Annotated in this window: 26 protein-coding genes and 1 pseudogene; 14 read left to right on the plus strand and 13 right to left on the minus strand. The window is 72.6% G+C overall.

Going from position 1 to position 25,580, the window contains the following annotated elements; translation table 11 throughout:
* The first annotated feature begins 20 nt into the window (after positions 1-20).
* Both ACFVTR_RS00360 and ACFVTR_RS00365 read left to right on the plus strand, forming a co-directional pair.
* A complete protein-coding gene (locus ACFVTR_RS00360) occupies positions 21-1,019 on the plus strand; it encodes a helix-turn-helix transcriptional regulator (protein WP_387034004.1) in 999 nt (332 codons plus the stop codon).
* A gap of 150 nt (positions 1,020-1,169) precedes the next feature.
* Entirely contained in the window at positions 1,170-1,640 is a 471-nt protein-coding gene (locus ACFVTR_RS00365) for a hypothetical protein (RefSeq protein ID WP_387034006.1), read from the plus strand.
* Positions 1,641-1,709: 69 nt separating this feature from the next.
* On the opposite strand, the gene ACFVTR_RS00370 is transcribed toward ACFVTR_RS00365, so the two are convergent.
* The 8 genes from ACFVTR_RS00370 to ACFVTR_RS00405 form a co-directional block, all read right to left on the minus strand.
* A complete protein-coding gene (locus ACFVTR_RS00370; protein ID WP_387034007.1) occupies positions 1,710-2,585 on the minus strand; it encodes an ABC transporter permease in 876 nt (291 codons plus the stop codon).
* Positions 2,582-3,505 (minus strand): ABC transporter permease, encoded by a 924-nt coding sequence (locus ACFVTR_RS00375; RefSeq protein WP_387034008.1) that lies wholly within the window; start codon positions 3,503-3,505, stop codon positions 2,582-2,584. Before ACFVTR_RS00375 ends, ACFVTR_RS00370 begins: the two co-directional genes overlap by 4 nt.
* Positions 3,498-4,676, minus strand: a complete 1,179-nt coding sequence (locus ACFVTR_RS00380; RefSeq protein ID WP_387034009.1) for a spermidine/putrescine ABC transporter substrate-binding protein — start codon at positions 4,674-4,676, stop codon at positions 3,498-3,500. The genes ACFVTR_RS00375 and ACFVTR_RS00380 overlap by 8 nt, the downstream gene beginning before the upstream one ends.
* Positions 4,677-4,693: 17 nt before the next feature.
* Positions 4,694-5,887, minus strand: a complete 1,194-nt coding sequence (locus tag ACFVTR_RS00385) for an ABC transporter ATP-binding protein (RefSeq protein WP_387034010.1) — start codon at positions 5,885-5,887, stop codon at positions 4,694-4,696.
* 158 nt (positions 5,888-6,045) lie between these two features.
* Positions 6,046-7,233, minus strand: coding sequence for an ABC transporter permease (locus ACFVTR_RS00390; protein ID WP_387034012.1), 1,188 nt, complete (start codon positions 7,231-7,233; stop codon positions 6,046-6,048).
* Positions 7,230-7,928: an ABC transporter ATP-binding protein gene (locus ACFVTR_RS00395; RefSeq protein WP_387034013.1), complete on the minus strand. Its 699-nt coding sequence runs from the start codon at positions 7,926-7,928 to the stop codon at positions 7,230-7,232. Before ACFVTR_RS00395 ends, ACFVTR_RS00390 begins: the two co-directional genes overlap by 4 nt.
* Positions 7,925-9,037, minus strand: a complete 1,113-nt coding sequence (locus tag ACFVTR_RS00400) for a peptidoglycan-binding protein (protein WP_387034015.1) — start codon at positions 9,035-9,037, stop codon at positions 7,925-7,927. Before ACFVTR_RS00400 ends, ACFVTR_RS00395 begins: the two co-directional genes overlap by 4 nt.
* Positions 9,034-9,576, minus strand: a complete 543-nt coding sequence (locus tag ACFVTR_RS00405; protein ID WP_387034016.1) for a hypothetical protein — start codon at positions 9,574-9,576, stop codon at positions 9,034-9,036. The genes ACFVTR_RS00400 and ACFVTR_RS00405 overlap by 4 nt, the downstream gene beginning before the upstream one ends.
* Positions 9,577-9,728: 152 nt before the next feature.
* On the opposite strand from ACFVTR_RS00405, the gene ACFVTR_RS00410 reads away from it, so the two are divergent.
* Together ACFVTR_RS00410 and ACFVTR_RS00415 are read left to right on the plus strand one after the other, a co-directional pair.
* Positions 9,729-10,397 (plus strand): response regulator transcription factor, encoded by a 669-nt coding sequence (locus tag ACFVTR_RS00410; protein ID WP_387034017.1) that lies wholly within the window; start codon positions 9,729-9,731, stop codon positions 10,395-10,397.
* On the plus strand, positions 10,390-11,607 hold the full coding sequence (locus ACFVTR_RS00415; protein WP_387034018.1) for a sensor histidine kinase: 1,218 nt from the start codon (positions 10,390-10,392) through the stop codon (positions 11,605-11,607). Before ACFVTR_RS00410 ends, ACFVTR_RS00415 begins: the two co-directional genes overlap by 8 nt.
* Positions 11,608-11,665: 58 nt before the next feature.
* On the opposite strand, the gene ACFVTR_RS00420 is transcribed toward ACFVTR_RS00415, so the two are convergent.
* Positions 11,666-12,328, minus strand: a complete 663-nt coding sequence (locus ACFVTR_RS00420) for a hypothetical protein (RefSeq protein WP_387034019.1) — start codon at positions 12,326-12,328, stop codon at positions 11,666-11,668.
* A gap of 220 nt (positions 12,329-12,548) precedes the next feature.
* On the opposite strand from ACFVTR_RS00420, the gene ACFVTR_RS00425 reads away from it, so the two are divergent.
* The 7 genes and pseudogenes from ACFVTR_RS00425 (at position 12,549) to ACFVTR_RS00455 (ending at position 19,231) form a co-directional block, all read left to right on the plus strand.
* A complete protein-coding gene (locus ACFVTR_RS00425; protein ID WP_387034021.1) occupies positions 12,549-13,781 on the plus strand; it encodes a sensor histidine kinase in 1,233 nt (410 codons plus the stop codon).
* Positions 13,778-14,476, plus strand: a complete 699-nt coding sequence (locus ACFVTR_RS00430; RefSeq protein WP_387034022.1) for a response regulator — start codon at positions 13,778-13,780, stop codon at positions 14,474-14,476. Before ACFVTR_RS00425 ends, ACFVTR_RS00430 begins: the two co-directional genes overlap by 4 nt.
* Positions 14,427-14,558 (plus strand): annotated as a pseudogene (locus tag ACFVTR_RS00435) (hypothetical protein); the annotation flags it as partial. The gene ACFVTR_RS00430 and the pseudogene ACFVTR_RS00435, both read left to right, overlap by 50 nt.
* Positions 14,559-14,611: 53 nt before the next feature.
* A complete protein-coding gene (gene aceA / locus ACFVTR_RS00440) occupies positions 14,612-15,937 on the plus strand; it encodes an isocitrate lyase (protein WP_387034023.1) in 1,326 nt (441 codons plus the stop codon).
* Positions 15,938-15,999: 62 nt separating this feature from the next.
* Positions 16,000-17,688 carry a malate synthase A gene (aceB, locus tag ACFVTR_RS00445; protein WP_387034024.1) on the plus strand — a complete coding sequence of 563 codons (1,689 nt, stop codon included), beginning with the start codon at positions 16,000-16,002 and terminating at the stop codon, positions 17,686-17,688.
* A 206-nt stretch (positions 17,689-17,894) separates the two neighbouring features.
* Positions 17,895-18,470, plus strand: coding sequence for a GNAT family N-acetyltransferase (locus ACFVTR_RS00450; RefSeq protein ID WP_387034025.1), 576 nt, complete (start codon positions 17,895-17,897; stop codon positions 18,468-18,470).
* 71 nt (positions 18,471-18,541) lie between these two features.
* Positions 18,542-19,231: a VOC family protein gene (locus ACFVTR_RS00455; protein ID WP_387034026.1), complete on the plus strand. Its 690-nt coding sequence runs from the start codon at positions 18,542-18,544 to the stop codon at positions 19,229-19,231.
* A gap of 56 nt (positions 19,232-19,287) precedes the next feature.
* Here the strand turns inward: ACFVTR_RS00455 and ACFVTR_RS00460 are convergent, their stop codons facing one another.
* A complete protein-coding gene (locus tag ACFVTR_RS00460) occupies positions 19,288-20,688 on the minus strand; it encodes an MFS transporter (protein WP_387034028.1) in 1,401 nt (466 codons plus the stop codon).
* 56 nt (positions 20,689-20,744) lie between these two features.
* Between ACFVTR_RS00460 and ACFVTR_RS00465 the strand changes: the two genes are divergently transcribed.
* Positions 20,745-21,701: a DUF5937 family protein gene (locus ACFVTR_RS00465; protein WP_387034029.1), complete on the plus strand. Its 957-nt coding sequence runs from the start codon at positions 20,745-20,747 to the stop codon at positions 21,699-21,701.
* Between the two features lie 39 nt (positions 21,702-21,740).
* Here ACFVTR_RS00465 and ACFVTR_RS00470 read toward each other — a convergent pair whose 3' ends face one another.
* Entirely contained in the window at positions 21,741-22,730 is a 990-nt protein-coding gene (locus ACFVTR_RS00470; protein ID WP_387034031.1) for an NADP-dependent oxidoreductase, read from the minus strand.
* A 93-nt stretch (positions 22,731-22,823) separates the two neighbouring features.
* On the opposite strand from ACFVTR_RS00470, the gene ACFVTR_RS00475 reads away from it, so the two are divergent.
* The gene (locus tag ACFVTR_RS00475; protein WP_387034033.1) at positions 22,824-23,507 is read left to right on the plus strand and encodes a Pr6Pr family membrane protein; all 684 of its coding nucleotides are present in this window, start codon (positions 22,824-22,826) and stop codon (positions 23,505-23,507) included.
* A 20-nt stretch (positions 23,508-23,527) separates the two neighbouring features.
* Here ACFVTR_RS00475 and ACFVTR_RS00480 read toward each other — a convergent pair whose 3' ends face one another.
* Positions 23,528-24,346: an alpha/beta fold hydrolase gene (locus tag ACFVTR_RS00480; protein ID WP_387034034.1), complete on the minus strand. Its 819-nt coding sequence runs from the start codon at positions 24,344-24,346 to the stop codon at positions 23,528-23,530.
* Positions 24,343-24,948, minus strand: coding sequence for a YqaJ viral recombinase family protein (locus tag ACFVTR_RS00485; protein WP_387035361.1), 606 nt, complete (start codon positions 24,946-24,948; stop codon positions 24,343-24,345). The genes ACFVTR_RS00480 and ACFVTR_RS00485 overlap by 4 nt, the downstream gene beginning before the upstream one ends.
* A 138-nt stretch (positions 24,949-25,086) precedes the next feature.
* Here ACFVTR_RS00485 and ACFVTR_RS00490 point away from each other — a divergent pair, with 138 nt between their 5' ends.
* On the plus strand, positions 25,087-25,518 hold the full coding sequence (locus ACFVTR_RS00490) for a DUF1294 domain-containing protein (protein WP_387034036.1): 432 nt from the start codon (positions 25,087-25,089) through the stop codon (positions 25,516-25,518).
* Positions 25,519-25,580 lie beyond the last annotated feature (62 nt).

The raw sequence follows: 25,580 nt of genomic DNA on the forward strand, positions 1-25,580 counted from the left end.
TTTGCGAGGAGAATCGGAACATGCGCGCAGACCGGCTCGTCGCCACCCTCCTCGTCATGCAGGCGCGCGGTCGCGTCACCGCCCGCCAGCTCGCCGAGGAGCTCGAGATCTCGGTGGCCACAGCCCGACGCGACCTCGAGGCGCTCTCCGCGGCCGGCATCCCCGTCTACCCGCAGCCCGGGCGCGGCGGCGGCTGGCAGCTGCTCGGCGAGGGGCGCACCGACCTCAGCGGCTTCACCGCCTCGGAGGCGCGGGCGCTCTTCCTCCTCCTCGGCCCGCGCGCCGATGAGAGCGACGCGGCGCGCTCGGCGCTGCGCAAGGTGCTCAGGGCGTTGCCCGCGACCTTCCGCGCCGACGCCGAGGCGGCCGCCGAGTCGGTGATCGTCGATGCGGGCGGCTGGGATGCCCCCGCGTCGCGACCGCCCCTCGCCGTCGAGCTCCTGCAGCAGGCCGTGCTCGAGCGGCGGGTCGCACGGTTCGCCTACACGCGGTGGGGCGGTGAGGCCGCGGTGCGCACGGTGCGCCCGCTCGGGCTCATCGAGACCCGCGGCGTCTGGTACCTGATCGCCGACGCGGTCGCCGAGCCCGTCGTGGGCGGGCCGGGCGGCGTGGCCGACGCCCCCGACGTTCCCGACGCGTCGAGACGGAGCTATCGGGTCGACCGCATGGCCGACGTCGTCGTGGAGGACGAGCGGTTCGAGCGCCCCGACCCGTTCGACCTCGACGCCGAGTGGGCGGCGCTGCGGGCGGCGGCGAACGCGGCTCGGCACCGAACCGAGGCGACGGTGCTCGTCGACGCGGCGGTCGTCGAGGAGTTCCGGGGCTGGGTCACCGGCAGCAGCGCCGGCGGCGAGGCGGAGGCCGACGGCCGCGTGCGGCTGCGCGTCACCGCGCCGAGCGAGCACGTGCTCGAACGGCGCCTCGCAGCGTGGGGCCGGGAGGCCGAGGTGATCGAGCCCGTCAGCCTGCGCGATCGGCTCGCGGAGCTCGGCGCCGCCCTCGCCGCGCGCTACGCCTGAGCCCGACCGCGTCGCCGTTCCGAGGCATCCGCGGCGGCCGCGACCCGCGCGATGGGCAGCCATGCCCATTTCCGCTCGTCGGTGGCGACTGCTTGGATGTACCGGGGGCCCGGGATCGACCCGGGACCGATCTTTAGGGGAATCATCACGATGACTGCATCACGTCCGCTCGCCGCCGCCTCGTTCACGCTGCTCGCCCTCCTGCTCACCGGTTGCGCCGCCGGCGCCCCGGCCGCCGACGCCGGTTCGAAGGGCGACGCCAAGTCCGAGTCCGCCGAGTCCGCCGCACCCGAGGCCGGCCAGTCGAAGGAGGCGGACTGCGCGATCGTGAAGACCACGCTGACCGAGCTCGAGGGCCTCTCGTCGGTCGACACGAGCGACCCGGCCGCCGCGCTCGAGGCCTTCAAGGGTGCCGAGCAGACGGTCAAGGAGACCGCCGCCCAGGTCAGCGACGCCGACGTGAAGGCCGCCGCCGACAGCGCCGCCGCCGCGATGACCGCGTACGTCGCCTACGTCGACGGCATGCTCGCCGACCCGGCGAACGCCGACGTCTCGGCCATGGGCGACCACCTCACCGCGCTCACCGAGGGCATCACCGAGCTCACCGTCGTCTGCGCCTGACGCACGAGAGACGAGAACGGGGGCGCACCGATCGGTGCGCCCCCGTTCCGCGTCCGGGCCGCGTGGTTCTCAGCCGCCGCCCATCGTGCGGGCGATGTCGGCGGCCGAGTCGCCCGCCCGCCGCAGCACGAGCGCGACGAGGCCGAGCGCGACCAGAGTGAGCACGAGCATCACCGTCGACACGGCGGCGATCTCGGGTCGGAGTCCGCTGCGCAGCGCGCTCAGCACGTACACCGGCCACGGCGTCGACCCCGACACCGAGACGAACGCCGCGATGACGGTGTTGTCGAGGCTCAGCGTGAACGACAGCAGGAAGCCGGCGAGCACCGCGGGCATCGCGAGCGGCAGCGTCACCTTGCGGAACGTGCGGGCGGGTGTGGCGTAGAGGTCGGCCGAGGCCTCCTCGAGCTTCGCCTCCTGGCCGACGAGACGAGCACGCACGAGGTAGGAGACCACCGCCACGGAGAAGAGCGAGTGGCCGACGACGAGGCGCACGATGCCGTCGTTGAAGATCGACATGCCGAGGTCCTGGCCGAGGAACACCATCCACGGCAGCAGCGCGACGGCGTCGACGATCTCGGGCGTCACCGAGACGAGCAGTAGCAGCCCGAGGAACCACCAGACCCACTTGCCCGCATGCCGCGCCATCGCGATGCCCGCGAGCGTGCCGAGCAGCGTCGCCACGAGCGCGGCGATGAAGCCCGTCTGCACCGAGATCCACACCGCGTCGCGGAGCGCGGGCTTCGCGAGCAGCGCGAGGAACGAGTCGAAGCCGAACTGGTCCCACGACACGAGCAGGCGCCCCACGTTGAACGAGGAGGCGATGATCACGAGGATCGGCGCGAAGAGGAAGAGGAGCACCAGGACGCCCCAGATGTTGAACGCGACATCCGACCATGCCGGACGGGCCCGCCGGGCCGGTCGCTCCACCTGTCGAAGGCTCATGCCGCGACCTCCTCTCGAACGGGAACGGGTGCCGCCGACGGCGCCGTGCCGATGACGAGCCGGTTGCGGGCGCGGAACGGCCAGGAGACGAGCCACACGAGGATCGCCCCGGCCGCCGCGGTGAGCATGATGACGAAGATCAGCACGACCGCCATCGCCGAGCCGAGCGCCCAGTTCTGCGCGGTCTGGAACTGGCTGGCCACGAGCTGGCCGACCATGTTGCCCTTCGCCCCGCCGAGCACGGTCGCCGTGATGTAGTCGCCCATCAGGGGGATGAACACGAGCAGCACGCCCGCGACGATGCCGGGCTGCGCGAGCGGGAGAGTGATGCGGAAGAACGTGGTCAGCTTGCCCGCGCCGAGGTCCTTCGAGGCTTCGCGGAGCGGCCCGTTGACCCGGTCGAACGCGACGAAGAGCGGCAGGATCATCAGCGGCAGGTAGTTGTAGACCACGCCGATCAGGACCGCGCCGCGGGTGTTCAGGATGGCGAGCGGCTCGAAGCCGACGCCCTGCAGCATCGTCGAGAGCACGCCCTCGGGGGCGAGGATGACCTGCCAGCCGATCGTGCGCACGAGGAAGTTCGTCCAGAACGGCACCATGACGAGCGCGACGAGCAGGCCCCGCTTCGACGGCGGCGCCTTGACCGCCATCCAGTATGCGACCGGGAGTCCGATGAGGAAGCACAGCACGGTGCCGACGACGCCGACCCACAGCGTGTTCTGGAAGGTCGCGAAGAACGTCGGGGTGAGCACCTCGGCATAGCGGTCGAACGACAGCTTGTCGGTCGCCTGCGTGGCGAAGATGCTCGGCTTGTAGCCGAAGCTGAACCACACCACCATCGCCACCGGGGCGATGAAGAAGATCGTCAGCCAGGCCCACGCGGGCGCGGCGAGGAGGAACCCGGGGAGTCGTCTACGCACCAGCCGCCGCCTTCGTCTTGTTCCAGATCTGCACGATGCGCTCCTGCGCCTCGGTGAGCTCGCCCTCCTGCATGGTGGCGAGCTGCTCGGGCGTGAAGAACACGAGGTCGAGCATCGGCAGCCCGGCGTCGGCCGCGACCTGCTCGATGTCCTTCGCGCCCGTGTGGTACCCGATGTAGTCGAGCTCGGAGATGGCGTTCTCGGGGGCGAGCACGTAGTCGATGAACGCGTGCGCGGCCTCGGGGTGCGGTGCACCGGCCGGGATCGCCCAGTTGTCCATCCACAGTTCCGTCGAGGGCGAGCCGAGCACGAACCTCCAGCGCTCGGGGTTCGGGCTCTCGAGCATGCCGAGTCGCGCATCGCCGTTGTACGACTGCATGAGCGCCTGCGTGGCCTGCGGGATCGCGCTGCCGCCCGGGTACGAGTCGAACGCCGAGATGTGCGGGGCGAGCTCGTCGACGAGGAAGGCCTCGGCGGCGGCGAGCTCGTCTTCGTCGGTCGTGTTCCACGGGATGCCGTTCGACCAGAAGTAGAGGCCCGTGAGCTCGGCCGGGTCGTCGAGGAGCGAGGTCTTGCCGCTCGCCTCGTTCTTCGCCGCGTCGATGAAGTCGTTCCAGTCCTTCAGCTCGCGGTCGATCACCGTGGTGTCGTAGACGAAGCCCGTCGTGCCCCACGCCTTGCAGATCGAGTACTCGTTGTCGGGGTCCCACGCGCGGCCGAGGAACTCGGGGTCGACGTGCTGCAGGTTGGGGATGAGGTCGTGGTTGAGCTTGGACAGCAGCCCGTGCTCGGCCATCTGCGCGACGAAGGTGCCGGTCGGCACGACGATGTCGTAGCCGCTCGTGCCGCGGGCGCCGACGAGCTTCGCCACCATCTCCTCGTTGGAGTTGAAAGCGCTCAGCGAGATCTTCGGCCCGAGCTCGGCGGTGAAGGCGTCGAGCACGTCGGGGGCGTCGTAGTCGCCCCAGGTGTAGATCGAGAGGCGGTCCTCGAGGGCGCCGCCCGAGGCCTGCGCGGTGCTCTGCGTGCCGGACGGCGCGCACGCGGCCAGCAGCCCGGCCGAGCCGGCCGCAGCGGCGAAGCTCAGGAATCGGCGCCGGGAGAGCTCGCGGCGGATGGTCTTGGCGGCGCCCGCAGGCGCGAGGATGCGGATCTCGGGTTCGGGTGACATCGTGGCTCCTCGGCGGATCAGGCGGTGGGCGGCGCGACGAACCCGCCGTCGCTCGCCGCATCGTCGGCCGGGAACAGGAGCACGCTCTCGGGGCGCCACGAGCACACGACCGCGTCGCCGACCGAGACCTGCGGGGCTTCGGGGGTGGGGCGCCGGACGATGAGGCTCTGGTCGTCGCCGAGCCGGACGAGGTACTGCATGGTCTCGCCGAGGTGCGAGACGCCGATGAGGGTGCCGCGGGCGGTGTTCACGGCGTCGGATGCCTCGGCGCCGGCCGCGGCCTCGATCCGCACGAACTCGGGGCGGACGGCCGCGAGGCCCGCCTCGCCCTCCCGCAGGGCGGGGGAGGCGGGGGGGGCGCCGCGCACGAGCGCGTGCGTCGAGTCGACGGCGCCGCCGCCCTCGACGGCCCGGCCGCGGAAGAAGTTCTGCTGGCCGACGAACGCGGCGACGTAGGCCGAGGCCGGGCGCGCGTACACGGTGTCGGCGTCGGCGAGCTGCTCGATGCCGCCGTTCCGCATGATCGCGATGCGGTCGCTCATCGACAGCGCCTCGCCCTGGTCGTGCGTGACGAAGACGAAGGTGATGCCGAGCCGCGACTGGAGGAGCTTCAGCTCGAGCTGCATCTCCTCGCGGAGCTGGCGGTCGAGCGCGCCGAGCGGCTCGTCGAGCAGCAGCACCGAGGGGCGGTTGACGAGGGCGCGGGCGAGCGCGACGCGCTGCTGCTGGCCGCCCGAGAGCTGGGTGGGCTTGCGATCGGCGAAGCCGCGCATCTGGGCGAGGTCGAGCGCATCGATGACGCGCTCGCGGATCTCCGACTTAGGGGTGCGCTTCTGCTGCAGTCCGTAGGCGACGTTCTCGGCGACCGACATGTGCGGGAAGAGCGCGTAGGCCTGGAACACGGTGTTCACGTCGCGGCGGTAGGGCGGCACGCCGAGGAGCGAACGACCGGAGACGCGGATGTCGCCCGCATCGGGCTGCTCGAAGCCGGCGATCATGCGCAGCGTCGTGGTCTTGCCGCAGCCCGAGGGGCCGAGCAGCGAGATGAACTCCCCGGCCTCGATGGTGAGCGAGAGGCCGTCGACGGCGGTCGCGTCGCCGTAGCGCTTCGTGACGGCGTCGATGACGACCGTTCCGGGTGCCTCGCCGCGGGAAGTCCCGGGTGCGGGAGTCGTCCCCGACTCCGCCTCGATCGTGGATGCCTGAGTCACTGGCGACGCCTCCTGTTCACTCGCGCGCCATCGCGCAGTGGCCATTCTGCCCTGCGCCACGGCGGGCGCAACGCGGTTCCCGGCGAATGAGACGAACCATCGGACGGGGGCGCGGTGACCTGACAGTCCGTCCGGTCGGTCGGCGCCCCCGCCCTGGGTCAGATGCTGAGCGCAGCCGTCGGCGAGGTGCGCGCCGCGCGGGCGGCGGGCAGCGCCCCCGCGACCGCGCCGACGGCGACCGTCGCCCCGACCGCGGCCGCGAGCACCGCGATCGGCACCGCGACGGGCCATCCGTTCGCCCCCGCGACGACCGCCGTGATCGCCCACCCGATCGCCGTGCCCGCGACGCCGCCGCAGAGCGCCAGCAGGATCGCCTCGACGAGGAACTGCGATCGGACGTGCCCGCGCGTCGCCCCGAGCGAGCGGCGCAGGCCGATCTCCTGTCGGCGTTCGAGCACCGAGATCACCATCGTGTTCGCGACGCCGATGCCGCCGACGAGCAGGGCGATGGAGCCGACGCCCACCAGCAGCCCGGTGAAGGCCTGATCGATCGTGTTCTTCGCCGCGAGCGCATCCGAGGGACGGCTCACCTTCACCTGGGTCGGCGATTCGGGGTTGATCGTGGCCGGGAGGAGGTCGCGCACCTCGGTCACGAGTTCGTCGGCCGAGCGCTCGTAGATGACCGTCGGCGAGCCGTCGAACGCGAAGAGCTCGGTCGCGATCGGTGCGCCGATGAGGGCGAGCGTGTCGAGCTCGGGGGCGAGCGGCGAGCGGTCGAGGATGCCGGCGACCGTGAACTGCCGTCCGTCGATCTCGATCGCGCTCCCGATCGAGACGATGCCGAGCCGTTCGGCCGCCGCGGCGCCGAGCACCACCACCGGGAAGCGCTCGGTCGCCCCGTTGAGCCAGACGCCCGAGCCGAGCCCGGTGCCGGTCGCCTCGAGCAGCTCGAGGTCGGCGACGGCGACCGTGAGCCCGCCGGTCGCGCCCCGGTCGATCATCGGGTTGCGGTAGACGTGCACGTCGGCGAGCGAGGCGCTCCAGCTCGCCTGCTCGACGCCCTCGACGCGGCGCACGCGGTCGATCGCATCGGCCGGGAGCGCGGCGTCCTGCCCGAAGAAGTCCGACCCGGCCGAGGCGGTGAGCAGGTTCGTGCCGAGCGAGGCGAGCCGTTGCTTCACGAGCGCCTCGCTCGACGTCGAGATGCCGACGACCGCGACCATCGCCGCGATCCCGATGGCGATCCCGAGCGCCGAGAGCAGGGCGCGCATCGGGCGGGCGCGGAGCCCGTGCAGGCCGAGCGAGAGGAGATCGGCCGTGCGGAGCCGCGAGCGCAGCCCGTTCACGAGCGGGCTCCCGTCAGGACGCCCGCACCCGTCGACAGCACGCCGTCGCGGATGGCGACGCGGCGGGGCATCCGCTCGGCGACCTGCGGATCGTGGGTGATCACGACGACGGTCGTGCCCCCGGCGTTGAGCTCGGCGAGGATCGACACGACGGTCTCGCCCGAGCGGGTGTCGAGCGCACCCGTCGGCTCGTCGGCGAGGAGGAGGGCGGGTTCGCCGACCACCGCCCGTGCGATCGCCACGCGCTGTCGTTCACCGCCCGACAGCTCGTTGGGCCGGTGGCCGGTGCGCGCCGCGAGGCCGACGCGTTCGAGTGCGACGGCGGCGCGCGCCCGCCGCTCGGCCTTCGGAACCCCGGTGTACAGGAGGCCGGTGGCGACGTTGTCGAGCGCGGTCACCCCTTCGGCGAGGTGGTACTGCTGGAACACGAATCCGATGGTGTGCGCACGGAGCCCCGAGAGCTCGGCGTCGTTCATCGCCCCCGTGTCGTGTCCGTCGATGCGGATCTCGCCGGAGCTCGGCCGATCGAGTGTGCCCATGAGGTTCAGGAGCGTCGACTTGCCCGAGCCGCTCGGCCCGACGATCGCGAGCATCTCGCCGTGGTCGACGTCGAGATCGGCGTGCGAGAGGGCGACCGTGGGCGGCGAGCCGTACGTGCGGGTCACCGACCGCATGCGGATCAGCGGCCCGCTCATTCCGGCACCACGACCTCGTCGCCGGCCTCGAGCTCGCCGCCCGTGACCTCGACGAGCCCATCGGCGAACAGGCCGAGCTCGACCGGCACCGTCGTGAGGTCGCCCTTCGTCACGACCTCGACGGCGAAACCGCCGCCCGCGCGGGCGAGCAGCGCGGTGACGGGCACCATCAGCGCGTCCTCCCGACGGACCGCGGTGAGCTCGCCGCTCACGCCGACGTCGTCGAGCCCGTCGGTGTCGGCCGCGTCGTCGAGCGTGATCGTGATCGGGAGCTTCAGCTTCTTCCCGCCCTCCTCGTCGTCCTGCTCGACCGGCGCGCCGACGGCGCTGACCGTGCCGGGTGCCGTGCCCCCGTCGGGCAGTGTGATCAGCACGGCGGTGCCCACCGGCGCGATCGAGCCGAGGTTCGGTGCGAGGACGACGCTCACGCGCTTCGCCGTGCCGGAGGCGCCGATGACGGCGGAGCCGGCCGGGGCGCCGGGCCTCAGCTTGTGCTCGGCGACCCGCATCGACTCAGGGGCGAAGACGATGCGGCCGAGCTCGATCGAGCCCGTCTCCTCGAGCCCGAGCGACTCCTGCCACTCCTCGATCGCCGCGGCGGTCGACCAGGCGAACTCCTCGTCGGGCTCGCGGTCGAAGAAGCCGAGCGCGGCGAGGTTCTCCTCGAGCTGGCGCACGTCGGGCCCGTCGTCCATGCCCTCGGCGAACGACCGCCACATCGGCAACCCGCCGAGGAGCAGCACGACCGGGTCGTCGTCGACGCGGAACATCGTCGCACCGCGATCGAGCACGGTTCCGATGCCGGGCAGCCACGTGATCGTTCCCCCGAGGCTCGTCCCGACGTCCCTCGATGCGCCGTAGTCGAGGCGTCCCTTCAGGCGGATCCGCTCGGTGAGGTCGCCGCGGGTGACGGGCGTGGTCGCGACGTCGACGGCCGGGCGCTCGTCGCCCTGCTCCGCCGTCGATGCGGGCCAGGTCACCGCGAGCACCCCTCCCGCGATGGCGAGCACCGCGAGGCCGGCGCCCGCGATGAGCCAGGGGCGCCGTCGGCGCGTCGGTCTCACGAGGCCCGGCGCGGGGGCATCCGTCGTCCGCTCGTCGCTCGTCACTGCTGACCCATCTCGGGGTAGTCGGCCCGCTCGGTGCAGGTGTCGATGTCCTCGGTGTCGAATTCATCGGCCGACATCGCCTCCGTCATGCCGACCGACCCGTCGGCCCCGATCTCGGGGTCGGCGTAGTCATAGCCGAGCTCGCGCATGCACGCGGCGAAACGCAGCGTGGCGGCGTTGATCTCCTCGGCGTCCGGCATGTTCGGATCGGCCGGCGGTTCGCCCAACTCGTCGATGCAGGCATCCTGGGCCGCGGCCATCGCCTCGGGGTCGATCTCCTCGGGATCGACGGCCTCGCTCGAGTCGCTGCCGCCCGTCGAGTCGCCCGAGGCCGTCGCGATCTCGATGTCGACGCCCCGCTCCTTCATGCAGGAGACGAAGTCGGTCGACCACTCCTCGTAGGCGGCGTCGGAGTCGCCCGACTTCAGTTCGGGTGTCTCGGGGGCGCTCGGCGCGCACGCCGTGAGGGCGAGGAGGAGGCCGATGCCGGTGAGCGCGAGACGGGCGCGGGCGCCGCGGGAGGTGCGTGTGGTGGTCATTCGAGGGTCCTTTCGGTCGCGCCGGTTCATGCGCGGAACCCAGCACACTCCCAGCGCGGTCGTAGTGAGGTAAAAGGTGGCACTGACGTTTTCCTTATGCCCCGCAGGGTGTGATGGAACGTCCGATGCCGCAGACCGAAGGAAGTGGACACGTGCGTGTGCTGATCGTGGAGGACGAGCCCTACCTCGCCGAGGCGGTGCGCGCCGGGCTCGCGCTCGAGGCGATCGCCGCGGATGTCGCCGCCGACGGCGAGGCCGCGCTCTTCAACCTCGACGTCAACGACTACGACGTCGTGCTGCTCGACCGCGATCTGCCGGGCATCCATGGCGATGAGGTGTGCGCCGCCCTCGCCGCGCGCGAGACGCGCCCGGCGATCCTCATGCTCACCGCGGCCCGTCGACTCGGCGACAAGGTCGAGGGCTTCGAGCTCGGCGCTGACGACTACCTGGCGAAGCCGTTCGAGTTCCCCGAGCTCGTCGCACGTGTGCGTGCACTCGGGCGCCGCCGGTTCACCGCGCTGCCTCCGCAGCTCGAGGCCGCGGGCGTGACGCTCGACCCGTTCCGTCGCGAGGTCTTCCGCGACGGCCGGTTCGTGCGTCTCAGCCGCAAGGAGTTCTCGGTGCTCGAGGTGCTGATGCGCGCGGGCGGCGGCGTCGTGAGCGCGGAGACCCTGCTCGAGAAGGCCTGGGACGAGAACGCGAACCCCTTCACGAACTCGGTGAAGATGACCATCTCGACGCTGCGGCGCAAGCTCGGCGAGCCGTGGATGATCCGCACCGACCCCGGCGCCGGCTACGCGATCGACGTGGCCAATGGCTGAACCGGCGGCCGCCGTGCCGAGGACCTTCCGCCTCACCGTGCGTGCGCGCCTCGCGCTGACCTACGCCGTGCTGCTGACGGTCGCGGGGGCCGTGCTGCTCGTGATCATCTCGTTCGTCGTCGGGCTGCTGCCGAGCTACGAGTTCGCGGACGCCCTCGTCGCGACGACGGCCGCCCCGCTCACGGAGTCGAGTCCCGCCGAGGCGATGACGGGGGAGGCGGCGCCGGCGCAGCCGCTCTCCGATCCGGGCCTCCTGGCCACGGCGACCACCGAGGCGGCCGTCGTCGTGAGCTCGCGCGCCGACATCCTGCAGCTGCTGCTCTGGGTGTCGGTGGGCGCGCTCGTGCTGCTGGCGGCCGGCGGCGCCTGGGCCGGCTGGCTCGTCGCCGGCCGGATGCTGCGACCGCTCCAGGAGGTGAACGTCGCCGCCCACCGGGCCGCGCGCGGCCACCTCGACCACCGCATCGCCCTCGGCGGTCCGCGCGACGAGATCACCGACCTCGCCGACACCTTCGACGGCATGCTCGCCGCCCTCGAGCGTTCGGCCGACGCCGACCGGCGGTTCGCCGCGAACGCGTCGCACGAGCTGCGCACCCCGCTCGCGACGACCCGCGCGATGCTCGATGTCGCGTTGTCCGCGCGGGCGACGCCTGACCGGCAGCTGCTCGAGCGCCTCCGCGAGACGAACGAGCGCAGCATCGCGACCGTCGAGGCGCTGCTCGACCTCGCGGCCGTCGATTCGGCCGAGACGGACGGGTTCGGCCTGGTCGACCTCGCCGCGGTCGCCGCATCGGTCGTCGACGACGCGCGCGACGAGGCGGAGCCGGCGCGGGTGCGCCTGAGCACGACGCTCGGGGCGGCGGTCGTCGTCGGCGACGAGGTGCTGCTGCGCCAGCTCGTCGTGAACCTCGTGCAGAACGCGATCCGGCACAACGAGCCGGGCGGGTTCGTGACGGTGACGACGGATGCCACGGGGCCGGCCCCGTTCCTCCGCGTCGAGAACGGCGGGGCCGAGCTCGACGCGTCGACCGTCGCCACCCTCACCGCGCCGTTCGCCCGGGGCGGCGGGCGCACGCGCGACGCCGCCGACCGCGGGCGGGGCCTCGGCCTCTCGATCGTCGCGGCGATCGTCGCCCGCCATGGGGCGGAGCTCGAGCTCTCGCCGCGACCGGGCGGCGGTCTCCGCGCCACGGTGCGATTCAGCCGCTGACCCGCGAACCGGATGCCGGAGCCGTCGCGCGGCCCGGATCCGGTTCGGGCGGCCGGCGTCAGGCCCGGCCGCGACGCATCCGCGCCCGGGCGCGGCTGTCGATGCGGTCGCGCAGGAACAGCACGCCGATCACGAGCAGGAAGAGTCCGGCCGGCACACCGCCGCCCGACTGCGAGAGGAAGATCAAGCAGACCTGGAGCAGCACGAGGGGGAGCGCCACCCACAGGCTCACCTGCTTCGCGCGGACGAGCGACACCGTGAGCGCGATCGTGCCGACGAGCCAGGCGCCGTTCGCGGCCATCGCCACGACCGGGAAGAACTCGAGGTCGATGCCGTTCACCGCGCTCGTGATCGTGCCCACCGTGAGCAGCACCGTTCCGGCTGCGGCGACCGTCGCGCCCCAGCTGCTTCGGGCGTAGCGGGCGAGACCCAGGTACACGACCGCGAGCGCCCAGAGCACGACGGTGAACAGGGCGAGCAGCACGCGGGTGCGCGGGTCGATCGCGGGATCCTCGTCCTGCGGGAAGAGCGCCTGCGTGACGCCCATGACGATCGAGAGCACGGCCGCCGTGACCGCCGCGCCGCCCGCGAGGCGGGTGCCGATGCGGCCGATGAGACGGCCGTCGCGTGGGTATGAACGCGCGATGGGAACCCGGTCGTGGTCGGCGAGGGGCAAAGCGGGGGCGGGGGCGCCGAAGTGCTTCGAGAGTGACGGGGTCATGGTGTCGCCTTCCTACGGGATCGGAACCGGCGGCTCGCCGGGCAACAGCCAGACTCGTGCCGAGGCCTGCCCAGGGGCATCCGCCGCCGGTCGGGGGATGCACCGACGCAAGGCGTGCCGGCGCTCGACCCGGGGCGGCATGCGGTGCCGACCTCGGGAGATGCGGATATCGACCTTCGTCGCTGTCGGTCGAGCCCCCTGCGGCCGTAGCATCGGATCCGTGCCGACCGAGAAGACCGCACCGAGGCGATCGCGCGTCGACCGCGCGACGGCCCCGGGTGCCTCGGACGGCGCGGGTATCCGGCGACGCGAGTCGGCCGCTCGCTCGTGGACCTCGCCGCTCGACCTGGCCATCGCCGGTGGGATCGGCCTGTGGGCGGCGCTCGAGGCGGTGCTCGTGCCGTCGAGCAACGTCGCCGCCCAGCTCGGATTCGCGTTCGCCGTGTCGGCGCCGCTCCTGGTGCGGCGCCGGTTCCCCGCACTGGTGATCATGGTGGTCGCGTCGGCGCTCGTCGCGCATGCCGCGATCGCGGGGGCCGATGCGACGTTCAACCCGTTCCCGAGCCTGCTCGTCGCGACCTACACGGTGGCCGAGCGCATCGCCTCGTGGTGGGTGGCCGGCATCCTGGGCCTCGTGCCGATCGCGGCGATGCTCGCCGCCCACTCGCTCGGGTACTTCGGCTCGCCCGGCATCGAGACCGCGGGCACGGTGTTCCTCGTGTTCTTCGTCGGGGCGACCTGGGCGGCGGGCCGGATCGTGCGCCACCGGGCCCTCACCCTCCAGCGCACCCGCGACAGCTCCGACCGCCTCGCGGCCGACGCCGTCGCCGTGGAGCGCACGCGCATCGCCCGTGAACTGCACGACCTGGTGGCGCATGCACTGTCGATCGTCGCGCTGCAGGCGGGCGCCGCCGAGCAGTTCCTCGACAAGGACCTCGAGCGGGCGCGACGCCATCTCGGCCTCACCCGTCGCACCGCGCAGGAGGCGCTCGACGAGATGCGGCACCTGCTCGGCGTGCTGCGCGAAGACGGCGTCGACTACGCGCCGCAGCCCGGCCTGTCGGGTCTGCCCGAGCTCATCGCCGAAACGGAGGCGGCGGGGCATCCGTGCCGCCTCGAGGTCGCGCTCGAGGAGGGCGAGCTTCCCGACGGGCAGGCGCTCGCCGTCTACCGCATCGTGCAGGAGTCGCTCACGAACGTGCGGAAGCACGCGCCCGGTGCCGCCGCGACGGTGCGCGTCGCGCGTCGCGGCCGCGTCATCGTCGTCGACGTCGTCGACGATCCGCCGCGGGGGAGCGCCGCTGCGCCCGTCGGTGCGACGGCGGTCGGCGGCGGCCGTGGGCTGCTCGGCATGGGTGAGCGGGTGCGGGTATACGGCGGCACGCTCGCATACGGGTCCGAGCCCGACGGCGGCTGGCGCGTGCACGTCGAACTGCCCTCGGGGGTCTCGTGAACGCCGCCGCGCCGCGGGTGCTCGTCGCCGACGACCACGCCCTCGTGCGGTCGGGCATCGTGGGCCTCCTCGAGGCGGCCGACCTCGAGGTCGTCGGCGAGGTCGGCGACGGTGCCGCGGCCGTCGAGGCGGCGCGTACCCTGCGCCCCGACCTCGTGCTCATGGACATCCGCATGCCCGGGGTCGACGGCATCGAGGCGACCGCCCGGATCACCGCACTGCCGGGGTCCGCGCGGGTGCTCGTGCTGACCACCTTCGACCTCGACGAGTACGTGTACCGCGCGCTCGCCGCGGGGGCGTCGGGCTTCCTGCTGAAGGACGCGCCGCCCGAGCGGCTCATCGATGGCGTGCGCACGGTCGCACGCGGCGAGGCGTTGCTGGCGCCCGCGCTCACCCGCCGGCTGATCGAGCGATTCCTCGCGGCGCCGGGTCCCGGGGCGGCCTCCGAGGCGGGGCTCGACCTCACCCCGCGCGAGCGCGAGGTGTGGATGCTGCTCGCCCAGGGCCTCTCGAACCAGGAGGTCGGCGCGCGCCTGTTCCTCAGCGAGGCGACCGTGAAGGCGCATGTCACGCGGCTGCTCGCGAAGCTCGGCGTGCGCGACCGCGTGCAGGCGGTGGTCGCCGCGTACGAGTCCGGTCTCGTGCGGGCGGGCTCAGTCGCCGAACGGCTGGACCGCGGTTCTTCTTCGGAGTAGAAATACTGCAGAAGTTCACCCCCGGATTCGTCGGTCCGGGTGCTCCAGGCGGGCGCAGCATGGGTGCAGGACGAACGGATGACCCGCCACGAGGCATCCGGAGAATGCACCCCGCAGCACCGAAGGAGCACGACGATGAGCACCCCCAACCGCCCCGGCGACCAGACCCAGACCGCGGCCGAGCTGCAGCTCGAGTGGGACGCCGACCCCCGCTGGGAGGGCGTGAAGCGCGACTACACCGCCGAGGACGTCATCGCCCTCCGCGGCCCCGTCCGCGAGGAGCGCACGCTCGCCAAGCGCGGTGCGGAGAAGCTCTGGGAGAACATCCAGAAGAACACGGGCAACGCCTTCGAGCGCATGGAGGACCCGGAGTGGTCGGCCGCGCTCGGCGCCCTCACCGGCAACCAGGCCGTGCAGCAGGTGCGCGCCGGCCTCAAAGCCATCTACCTCTCGGGCTGGCAGGTCGCGGCCGACGCGAACCTCTCGGGCCAGACCTACCCCGACCAGTCGCTCTACCCGGCGAACTCGGTTCCGGCGGTCGTGCGCCGCATCAACAACGCGCTGCTCCGCGCCGGCCAGATCGAGCAGGGCACCGACGACCGCGACTGGATGGCCCCCATCGTCGCCGACGCCGAAGCCGGCTTCGGTGGCCCGCTCAACGCCTACGAGCTCATGCACCAGATGATCGAGGCCGGTGCGGCCGGCGTGCACTGGGAGGACCAGCTCGCGAGCGAGAAGAAGTGCGGCCACATGGGCGGCAAGGTGCTGATCCCCACGGGCCAGCACATCCGCACCATCAACGCGGCCCGTCTCGCAGCGGACGTCGCGGGCGTTCCGTCGATCATCATCGCCCGCACCGACGCGCTCGCCGCGACCCTCCTCACGAGCGACCACGACGAGCGCGACCGTCCGTTCGTCACGGGCGAGCGCACCGCCGAGGGCTTCTACAACGTGCAGAACGGCATCGAGCCGGTCATCGCCCGCGGCCTCGCCTACGCCGAGTACGCCGACCTGCTCTGGGTCGAGTCGGCCGAGCCCGACCTCGACCTCGCGCGCCGCTTCGCCGAGGCCGTGCACGCGAAGTTCCCGGGCAAGCGCCTCTCGTACAACTGCTCGCCGAGCTTCAACTGGAAGCGCCACCTCGACGACGACCAGATCGCGAAGTTCCAGCGCGAGCTCGCCGCGATGGGCTACGCGTTCCAGTTCATCACGCTCGCGGGCTTCCACTCCCTGAACCACGGCATGTTCACGCTCGCCAAGGACTACAACGAGCGCCACATGTCGGCCTACGTCGAACTCCAGGAGGCCGAATTCGCCTCGGAGGCATCCGGGTACACCGCCACGCGCCACCAGCGCGAGGTCGGCACCGGCTACTTCGATCAGATCGCCACCGCGCTGAACCCCAACAGTGCAACCCTCGCCCTCGTCGGATCGACCGAGGAAGAACAGTTCAACCACTGACCCGTCAGCCGCCGGGCGGTGCTGAGGCGCCGCCCGGCCGGCGAACCGGAGGAGACGACACCATGAACACCCTGATCATCGAACGAACGGATGCCCCGCCCGCACGCGCGACCGAGGCATCCACCCCGCGCCCCGCGACCGGGAGCTTCCAGACCGTCGAACCGCGCATCGAGGTCACCGCGCCGCTCGGCGCGCGCTACGACGAGATCCTGACGCCCGAGGCGCTCGCGTTCCTCGCCGAACTGCACGACCGCTTCGCGGGCACCCGCCACGAGCTGCTCGCCGAGCGCCTGCAGACCCGCGTCGACGCGGCGAACGGCCGCGACCCGCGGTTCCTGCCCGAGACCGCGTGGATCCGCGAGGACACCACGTGGCGGGTCGCGGGCGCCGCGCCCGGCCTCGAGGACCGCCGGGTCGAGATCACCGGTCCGACCGACCGCAAGATGTCGATCAACGCCCTGAACTCGGGCGCGAAGGTGTGGCTCGCCGACCAGGAGGATGCCACGAGCCCCACCTGGGCGAACGTCATCGAGGGCCAGCTCTCGCTCTTCGACTTCCTCCGCGGCGAGCTCGAGTACACGAGCCCCGAGGGCAAGGAGTACCGCGTCACCGCCACCGAGACGCCCACGATCGTGATGCGTCCGCGCGGCTGGCACCTCGTCGAGAAGCACCTGAAGTTCCACGACCGCGCGGGCCGGGCGATGCACGCCTCGGGATCGCTCGTCGACTTCGGACTGTACTTCTTCCACAACGCGAAGGCGCTCATCGCCGCCGGCCGCGGACCGTACTTCTACCTGCCGAAGCTCGAGTCGCACCGCGAGGCGAAGCTCTGGAACGACATCTTCGTCTACGCGCAGGACGCCCTCGGCATTCCGCAGGGCACGGTGCGCGCGACGGTGCTCATCGAGACGATCCAGGCCGCGTTCCAGATGGACGAGATCCTCTACGAGCTGCGCGACCACTGCGCCGGACTCAACGCCGGCCGCTGGGACTACATCTTCTCGATCGTGAAGACCTTCCGTTCGCGGGGCCGCCGCTGGGTGATGCCCGACCGCAAGGCGATCACGATGACGGTGCCGTTCATGCGGGCCTACACCGAGCTGCTCGTGCAGACGTGCCACAAGCGCGGGGCACATGCGATCGGCGGCATGAGCGCGTTCATCCCGAACCGTCGCGACCCCGAGGTGACCGAGCGCGCGCTCGCCGCGGTCTCGGCCGACAAGCGCCGTGAGGCGGGCGACGGCTTCGACGGCACGTGGGTCGCCCACCCCGACCTGATCCCGACGGCCCGCGCCGAGTTCGACGCGGTGCTCGGCGACCGGCCGAACCAGGTCGACCGCCTCCGCGACGACGTGGACGTGACGGCGGCCGACCTGCTCGACATCCCGTCGATCGGCGGCGAGGTCACCGAGGGCGGCGTCCACGACAACATCTCGATCGCGATCCGCTACATCGAGTCGTGGCTGCGCGGCGTCGGCGCTGCGGCGATCGACAACCTCATGGAGGATGCCGCGACCGCCGAGATCTCGCGCTCGCAGCTGTGGCAGTGGCTCAACGAGAACACCGTCACCGCCGAGGGCACGCGCATCGACCAGACCTCGATCGTGCGCCTCATGGCGGCGGCCGTCGCCGAGCTGCCCCGCTTCGAGGGCGACCGCTTCGACGACGCGATCTCGGTGTTCCGCACCGTGGCGCTCGAGCCCGAGTTCCCGACCTTCCTCACGGTGGGGGCGTACGCCCGCTTCCTCTGAGGCTCCGCCCGGTCGACGACCAGGGCCTCCCCGACCGATCCGGCGACCCCGGAGGTGCGACGGTCGGGGAGGCCCTTCGTCGTCGCGGCCGCCAGGCTCGGGGCTCGGGATGCCCGTCAGCTCGCTACTCGGGATGCGCGCTGACGGGCTTCCGGGGTGCCGAAACACGGCGACGCCGCCGACGGAGGTCTGCCAGAATCGCGGACGTGACCATCACCCACGATGCCGACGAGCTCCTCGTCCGCCCGGCGGCGGAGGCGGACGTCGCCGCGCTGGCGGCCCTGGCCGCCGAGACGTTCCCGCTGGCATGCCCGCCGCACACGACGCAGGCGGCGATCGCCGACTTCATCGACCGGTACTTCCGCCCCGAGCACTTCGCCGCGTACCTCGCGGACGCGGATCGGAGCGTGCTCGTCGCCGAGCGGGGGAGCGGGGCGTCCGCCTCAATGATCGGGTACAGCATGCTCATCGGCGGCGAGCCGGGCGACGCGGATGCCGCGACCGTCGTCACCGGCCGGCCGTCCGTCGAGCTCAGCAAGTTCTACACCCGCGCCGGCGAGCACGGGCGCGGCGTGGCCGCGCCGCTCATGGCGGCGACGCTCGAGGCGGCGCGCGCCGCCGGCGCCGTCACCTGCTGGCTCGGCGTCAACGAGGAGAACGCCAGGGCGATCCGCTTCTACGAGAAGCAGGGTTTCGCGAAGGTCGGCCGCAAGCACTTCACCGTCGGCGGCCGCGTCGAGGACGACTGGGTGCTCGAGCAGCGGCTCGACGCCGCACCGTGAACGCGCAGGCTGCTGGACCGCGCGAATACCGGGATTGACTTCAACTCCACTTGAGGTTGTGGGCTTGACCCATGCGAATCATCCAGCTCACGATGCCCACCCGCGACCCGAACGCCGTCGAGCGGTTCTACGGCGATCGCCTCGGCCTCGCCGTGCGTCGCGACGTCGACCGGGTCGAGGTCGAGGTCGGGTCGACTCGGATGCACTTCAGCCGGTCGGCGCCGTTCGACGGCGCCCAGCACCTCGCCTTCACGATCCCGACGGGCTCGCTCGCGGCGGCGAAGGCGTGGCTCGTCGACCGCGCGGAGCTGTTCGAGCTCGACGGCGCCGACGAGTTCGAGGGGCCCGCAGGATGGAACTCGCGTTCGCTCTACTTCGACGGCCCGGACAGGCAGGTGCTCGAGCTCATCGAGCGACGCGAGCTGGTGTCGCCTCCCGTCGACGGCTTCGGGCCTGAACGGATCCTCGACGTGAGCGAGGTGGGCATCGCCGTGCCCGACATCGGGGGCGCGGTCGAGCGCCTGCGTCTCGCCGGCTCCGAGCCCTACGCGGGCACGGTCGGCGAGCGCTTCGCCGCGGTGGGCGACCTCCACGGACTGCTCGTGCTCGCCGCACCCCGTCGGATCTGGTGGCCGACGATAGACCGCGTCGCGGCCGAGTCCTCAGTCCTCGTGCGCGCCGACGGCATCGACCTAGCGGTCGAGCTCGCGCCGGGCGTGAGGATCGAGCCGGTCGCGACGGCGGTGACGCGGCCCCGGTGAACGGGGCGGGGCGGCGGGCATCCTGTCGCCAGGGGGATCACCGGGGGCCCGCCGCGTCAGGCGGGTGCGGGAGCGGCCTGGCCGCGGGCGGCGCAGCGGGCGATCCACCACGTGCCGAGTCCCGAGGCGAGGAACACGGCCGCGAGCGAGGCCCACCCGACGAGCCCGTGCGTGATCGCCGTCGCGTTGACGACGAGCGGTGCGGCGAGGGCGCCGACCGAGTACCCCATGCCGAAGACGCCTTGGTAGGTGCCCGCGCGCACCGGGTCGGCGAGCTCGAAGCTGAGGCCCCAGCCGCCGGCCTGCGAGAGCACCTCGGCGAAGGCGTGGGCGATCGCGGCGATCACGAGCACCGCGATCGCGAAGCCGACCGGCAGCCCCGCGGCGGCGGCGTAGACGAGGCAGGCGCCCGCCATCAGCCACGCGGCGATCGCCGAGACGCGGCCCGCGACTCGCAGGTCGTGGGTGCCGCGCGACATCGGCACCTGGAAGACCACGACGATGATCGTGTTGAGGATCAGCAGTGCGGCGATGAGCACCTCGGGCGCCTCGGTCTCGCGGGTGATCCAGAGGGGCACGCCGAGCTCGCCGACGCCGAACTGCATGCCGAAGATCGCGCTGAGGGCGGTGAGCCAGAGGTAGCGCGGGTCGCGCCACGGCGAGTGCGAGCGCCAGTCGCGCCGCTCGCTCGCGATCGCCTCGGCGGTGGCCGCGGCATCCACCGAACCGGTCGCGGTGACGACCTGGGCGACCGCGGCGCGCGCCGGGGCGTCGGCCCGCGAGGGCAGGCGCACGAGCTGGAACAGGCCGAGCAGGTAGAGCACGCCGGCGCCGATGATGAGCCCCCGGTACGCCTCGGCCGTGCCGAGGGCGAGGGCGAGCGCGCCGAGCCCCGAGCCGACGGCGATCGACACGTTTGTCACGGTACGGAGGACGGCCCGGGCGTGCACCCGCGACTCGCCCGTGAAGGCCCTGGCGATGATCGCCGAGCGGGTCGAGTTCGCACCCTGCTCGAAGAGCCCGCAGACGACCGCGATGACGAGGGCCGTGACGAAGTCTCCGGCGAACACGTACGCGATGAGCGCGACGCCCTCGATGCTCGTGAACAGGATGATGAGCCGCTTCGCGCTGAACCGGTCGGTGAGCCAACCGCCCGCGAACGACGCGACGACGCCGGCCCCGCTCGCCGCGGCGAGCACGATCGCGACCTCGCCGGGCGTGAGGCCGACGATGAGGGTGAAGTAGAGCACGGTCACGGTGAGGAAGATGCCGCGACCGATGCGGGAGATGAGGGTCGCGCCGACGAGGATGCGCAGCACGGGGTCGGCGACCGAGGCGGCGAGGCGGGCGACGAGGTTCGGCCGCTCGACGGGTTCGGTGATGCTCGCGTCGACCGCGGGGGTCGAACCGGTGTCGGGGGAGGCGGGGGCGGTGCCGGGCGGGGAGGTAGGGCTCACGAGACAGTTCTGTCAGAGACCGCATCGCCTTCGAAATTGATGTAGCGTTCTGCTTCATGTTGAGCTACGTGCTGAACGAGACGGATGTCGCGGCCGTGCGATTCGGCATCTCCCCGCTCTGCGAACTGGGCCTGTCGCTGCGCGCCATTCGCGACCCCGCCCGCTTCCCGCTGCAGCTGCCCTGGCTCCGCCGCACCGAGGCCGCCCGCGCCGAACTCGACCTCGACGCCCTCACCGCCCTCATCGACGAGCGGCTCTGGACCCCCGACTTCCTGAACCCCCGCCCGACGAGCCCCCTCACCCGCCTCGACGACGAGATGGCGGCGCTGCGCGCGATCTCGCCCGCCGAGTTCGAGCGCGACCTCGTCGGCGTGCACGGGCGCGTCCCCGAGGTGTTCGCCGGGTCGCCGCGCGCCGCGATCCGACGGCTCGCCGACGCGCTCGACGAGCTCTGGGCCGCGACCTTCGAGCCCTACTGGCCGCGCATGCGCGCCGTGCTCGAGGCCGACGTCGTCTACCGGGGGCGGCAGATCGCGCAGCAGGGCCTCGCGACGATGCTCAACGGCATCTCAGGCACCGTCGACTACGAGGGCGGCGTCGTCAGGGTGCGCCTCAAGGACCCGAACGAACGGGTGCAGCCTATCGACGGCCTGGGCCTCACCCTCGTGCCGACGATGTTCACCCGTCGCGGCTCGGCGCCCATCGGCGACGGGCCGCCCATGATCATGTACCCGGCGCGCGGTCAGGGCGCCCTGTGGGAGGCCGAGCACGTCGCGAACCCCGCCGCGGTCGCCGCGGTGCTCGGCGAGACCCGCGCCCGGCTGCTCTCGGCGCTCGGCGACCCGGCGTCGTCGACCGAGCTCGGCGTGCGCTTCGGCGTCACCGCCTCGGCCGTCAACCAGCACCTGCGGGTGCTCCGGGACGCCGGCCTCGTCGTGTCGACCCGCTACGGGCACAGCGTGCTCTACCTGCGCAGCGAGCTCGGTGCCTCGCTGCTCGCGGCCGGGCGGTGACCGGGTGCTCGTCGGGGTCGGCCGCAGGCCGGGTCGGCGTCAGGCGGGGTCGGGCGCGACCCGCAGCACGAGCTTGCCGCGCACGTGCCCGGCTTCGATCAGCCGGTGCGCCTCGGCGCCCTCGGCGAGCGGCAGCTCTCGGTCGAGGTGCACCCGCACCGCGCCGTCGTCGATGAGGCGGGTGATCACCGCGAGGGTGCGCGCGTCGGGCGAGACGACGTAGCCGGTCGCGCGGAGGCCGCGGGCCTCGGCCTCCTCGCGCATGGTCGGCCATGAGCCCGTGGGCACGGTCACGATGAGCCCGCCGGGGCGCAGTGCGTCGAGCGAGCGCGTGCCCGTGGCATCCGTCACGTTGCCGATGAGGTCGATCACGACGTCCTGGTCGCCGGCGACCTCCTCGAAGCGTTCGCTCGTGTAGTCGACGACCCGGTGCGCGCCGAGCCCGCGGAGGAACTCGGCGTTGCGCGGCGACGCGGTCGTCGTGACGGTCGCGCCGAAGTACGCCGCGAACTGCACGGCGAAGTGCCCGACCCCGCCCGCGCCGGCGTGGATGAGGACCCGCTGCCCGTCGTGCACCCGTGCGGTGTCGACCACGGCGCCCCACGCCGTGAGCGCCGCGAGGGGCACCGCCGCGGCGCGCGCGAAGTCGAGCGAGGCGGGCATCGGGGCGAGGCTCATCGAGCTCACCGTCGTGTACTCCGCGTGGGTGCCCGGCATGCGCGGCACCCGCACCATGCCGTACACGCGGTCGCCGGGCTGCAGCGGATGCGCGGCGTACGGCACCTGCTCGACGACGCCGGCGAAGTCGTGCCCCAGCACGGCCGGGTAGCGGCCGATCGCCGCCGAGGTGCCGCGGCCCGCCCGGGTCTTCACATCGATCGGATTCACGCTCGCGGCGACCACGCGCACGAGCACCTCGTCGCTGATGCGCAGCGGGCGCGGCACCTCGGCGAGGCGGAGTTCGTCGGGGCCGCCGGTGCGGTCGATCACCAGTGCCTGCATGGTCTCCTGCGCCGTCTCCGCCTGCATGCCCGTGCCCTCCGTCGTGGTCCTCGCTCCATTCTGCCCGCCGTGGCTATGCTGCGAGGAGCGTCGTCGCGCGACGGCCGGAAGGGGTGGGTCGTGCGTCGAGTCTTCGGAGTACTGCGGGTCGCGGCGGCCGCGGCGATCATCGTCGCCATCGTGGGGCAGTTCGCGAAGAGCCTCTCGATGGTTCCCGACCCGGCCGCCTTCGTCGTGAACTTCTTCAGCTTCTTCACGATCCTCTCGAACGCGCTCGCCGCGATCGTGCTGCTCGTCGGCGCCGCGTACGCGTTCCGCCGGGCGAGCGACCCGCCCCTCTTCGACCTCGTGCGTGCCTGCGCGACCACCTACATGGCGACGACGCTCGTCGTCTACAACCTGCTGCTGCGCGACATCTCGCTCGACCAGGCGACCACGTTGCCGTGGTCGAACGAGATCCTGCACGTCTGGGCGCCGCTCTACCTCGTGCTCGACTGGGTGCTCGCGCCGGGCCGCGGCCGCATCCCGTGGAGCCGCTTCTGGTGGATCGCGGCGTTTCCGATGGCGTGGGTCGTCTACACGATGATCCGCGGGGCGATCGTCGGCTGGTATCCCTACCCGTTCCTCGATCCCGACGTCAGCCCGGGCGTCGGGTACGACGGCGTCAGCGTGTACGTCATCGCCATCGCGTCGTTCATCCTCCTGGTCGGCTCGGGCGTCGTCGGCCTCAGCCGGATCGGCGGGCGGGCCGCGAAGGACTCGCCCGCCGGGGGCGACCGCGCGATGACGCCGACCGCCGGCTGAGTCGCCTCGGCGGCGAGCCCTCAGCCGCGCGTGCCGCGGCGCGCGTCGCTCGCCTCGAGCCAGCGCGAGAGCTGGTGCCCGAGCACCGCGTTCTGCTGCGCCTGGCCGTCGTCGCGCGCGGTGAGCATCACGAGGGGCGCCTCGAGCCCGATGGCCCAGCGTTCGGCGATCGGCACCGGGTGCACGGGGTCGCGGGGCGCCGCGACGACGAGCGAGCGGATGCCGCGGTGTGCGAGGTGGGCGAGCTCGGCGTCGTCGGCGAAGGCGCGGTTGCGCGGGATCTCGATGAGCCGCATCGCGCGGCGCGCGGCATCGGGCGAGGTGAACTGCGTGAGCAGTCCCTTGGCTCCGGCGGGGGACTCTGCCGCGATGCGGTGGAAGATCTCGCGCTCGCGGAACTCGGCCGCGCCCGCGGCGCCGGCGTCGACGAGCAGCTGCCCGATGACGGGGAAGACGCGCAGGTTGTCGGGCAGCGACCGGTCGTCGAAGGCCGGCCGCACGAACACCGCGCGGTCGATCGGCAGCAGTTCGTCGAGCGCCAGCCGCAACGCGATCGCCGCGCCCATCGAGATGCCGAGCACGGTGAGGGGGTCGCCGTCGTCGAGCGGGCGCCCGGTGGCCTCCTCGACCTGCTCGCGCACGGTCGTCGCGATCTCGGCCGCGAGTCGGTCGAGTGCGAAGTCGGCGGGCTCGCCGACCGTGAGGTAGCCGCCGTGGGCGCGCACATCGGGGGCGATGACGAGCTCGTCGTCGCCCGAGACCGAGCGCACGACCGGCGCCAGGAGTTCGAGCGGTTGTCTGCGGTCGGCGCCGAGGCCGTGCAGGAGGAGCGTGGTCACGCGAGCGCCCCCGGGCGGTAGACCGCCCGCGGGTCGACGGCACCGGGATTCGGACGGATCGCCTGCAGCAATTCGTTCGCGAGACCGACGAGGATCTCGATCTGGTCGTCGTCGCGGTCGACCCAGCGGGCCTTCGGTTCGTCGTCGACGGGCACGAAGTCGGCGTGCTCCTCCCAGACGACGAGGGTGCGCTCGGCGCCGAGCACGTACTGCTGCCACCACACCTGCCGCAGGTAGCCGCGGGGGATGCCGCGCCACGGCTTGGAGGTCGTCTTGATCTCGCACAGCTCGAGCGTGCCGTTCGCGGCGACGCCCAGCCCGTCGGGTGTCGCGAGGTGCCGGCGCTCGAACTCGGAGTGGAACAGCAGCGTCGACGGCGAGAGGCCGTGGGTGTGTCGTACCCACTCGGCGATCACCGGTTCGCGGGCGCGCCCGTGGTCGGTGTACCGGCTGCCGCCGAAGCTGCGACGGCCGCCGTGCAGCTTCTCGTGCGCGGCGGTGCGCACCGAGTCGCGGGTGGCGAGCTTGGCCGCATCGGTCGCGGTGATGCCCTGCGCCCGCGCGCGCAGCCACGCCACTCGATCGCCCGAGTCGGCGACGATGCGGGTCTCGTGCGGAAGCCTCGGACGGGGTTCGGCCGGCGGCGCCCACGTGTCACCCTCGAGATCGAAGAGGGCGAATGGTTCAGGCACCCTCCGAGCGTACTCGCCGCCGCCCCCGCGCGCCGTACGATCGACGGCATGGCAGGTGATCCGAGAACGGTGCAGCGCGGGCCGTCCCGCACGGTGCAGGGCGACCGAGACCTCTCGCGTCCGCTGCCCGCGGCGCTCAGCTGGGGTGTGCTCGCAGGCTTCTCCCTGCTGCTCGTCGGGGCCCTTTCGCTCGCGTCGGTGCCGTGGTGGGTCGGCGCCTGGTACGGGGCGTGGTCGGTCGTCGCGTTCGCGGCCTACGGCATCGACAAGGCGGCCGCGAAGCGGGGCGCGGGCCGCGTCGCCGAACGCACCCTGCACCTCGTCGACCTCGTCGGCGGATGGCCGGGTGCGCTCGCGGCGCAGCAGCTGTTCCGGCACAAGACCCGCAAGCGCAGCTTCCGCCGCGTCTTCTGGGCGGGCGTCGTCGGCAACCTGCTGGCGCTCGCGGCGCTCGTCGTCTGGCTCGGCGCCGCGCGGTAGCTCGCAGCCCGGCACGCAACCGCCCCTCCCGGTCCTCCCGGTTCGGAGCGGCGTGCCGTCGC

It is taken from the genome of Agromyces sp. NPDC058126, assembly GCF_042884595.1.
In the GTDB taxonomy this organism is placed as follows: Bacteria; Actinomycetota; Actinomycetes; order Actinomycetales; family Microbacteriaceae; genus Agromyces.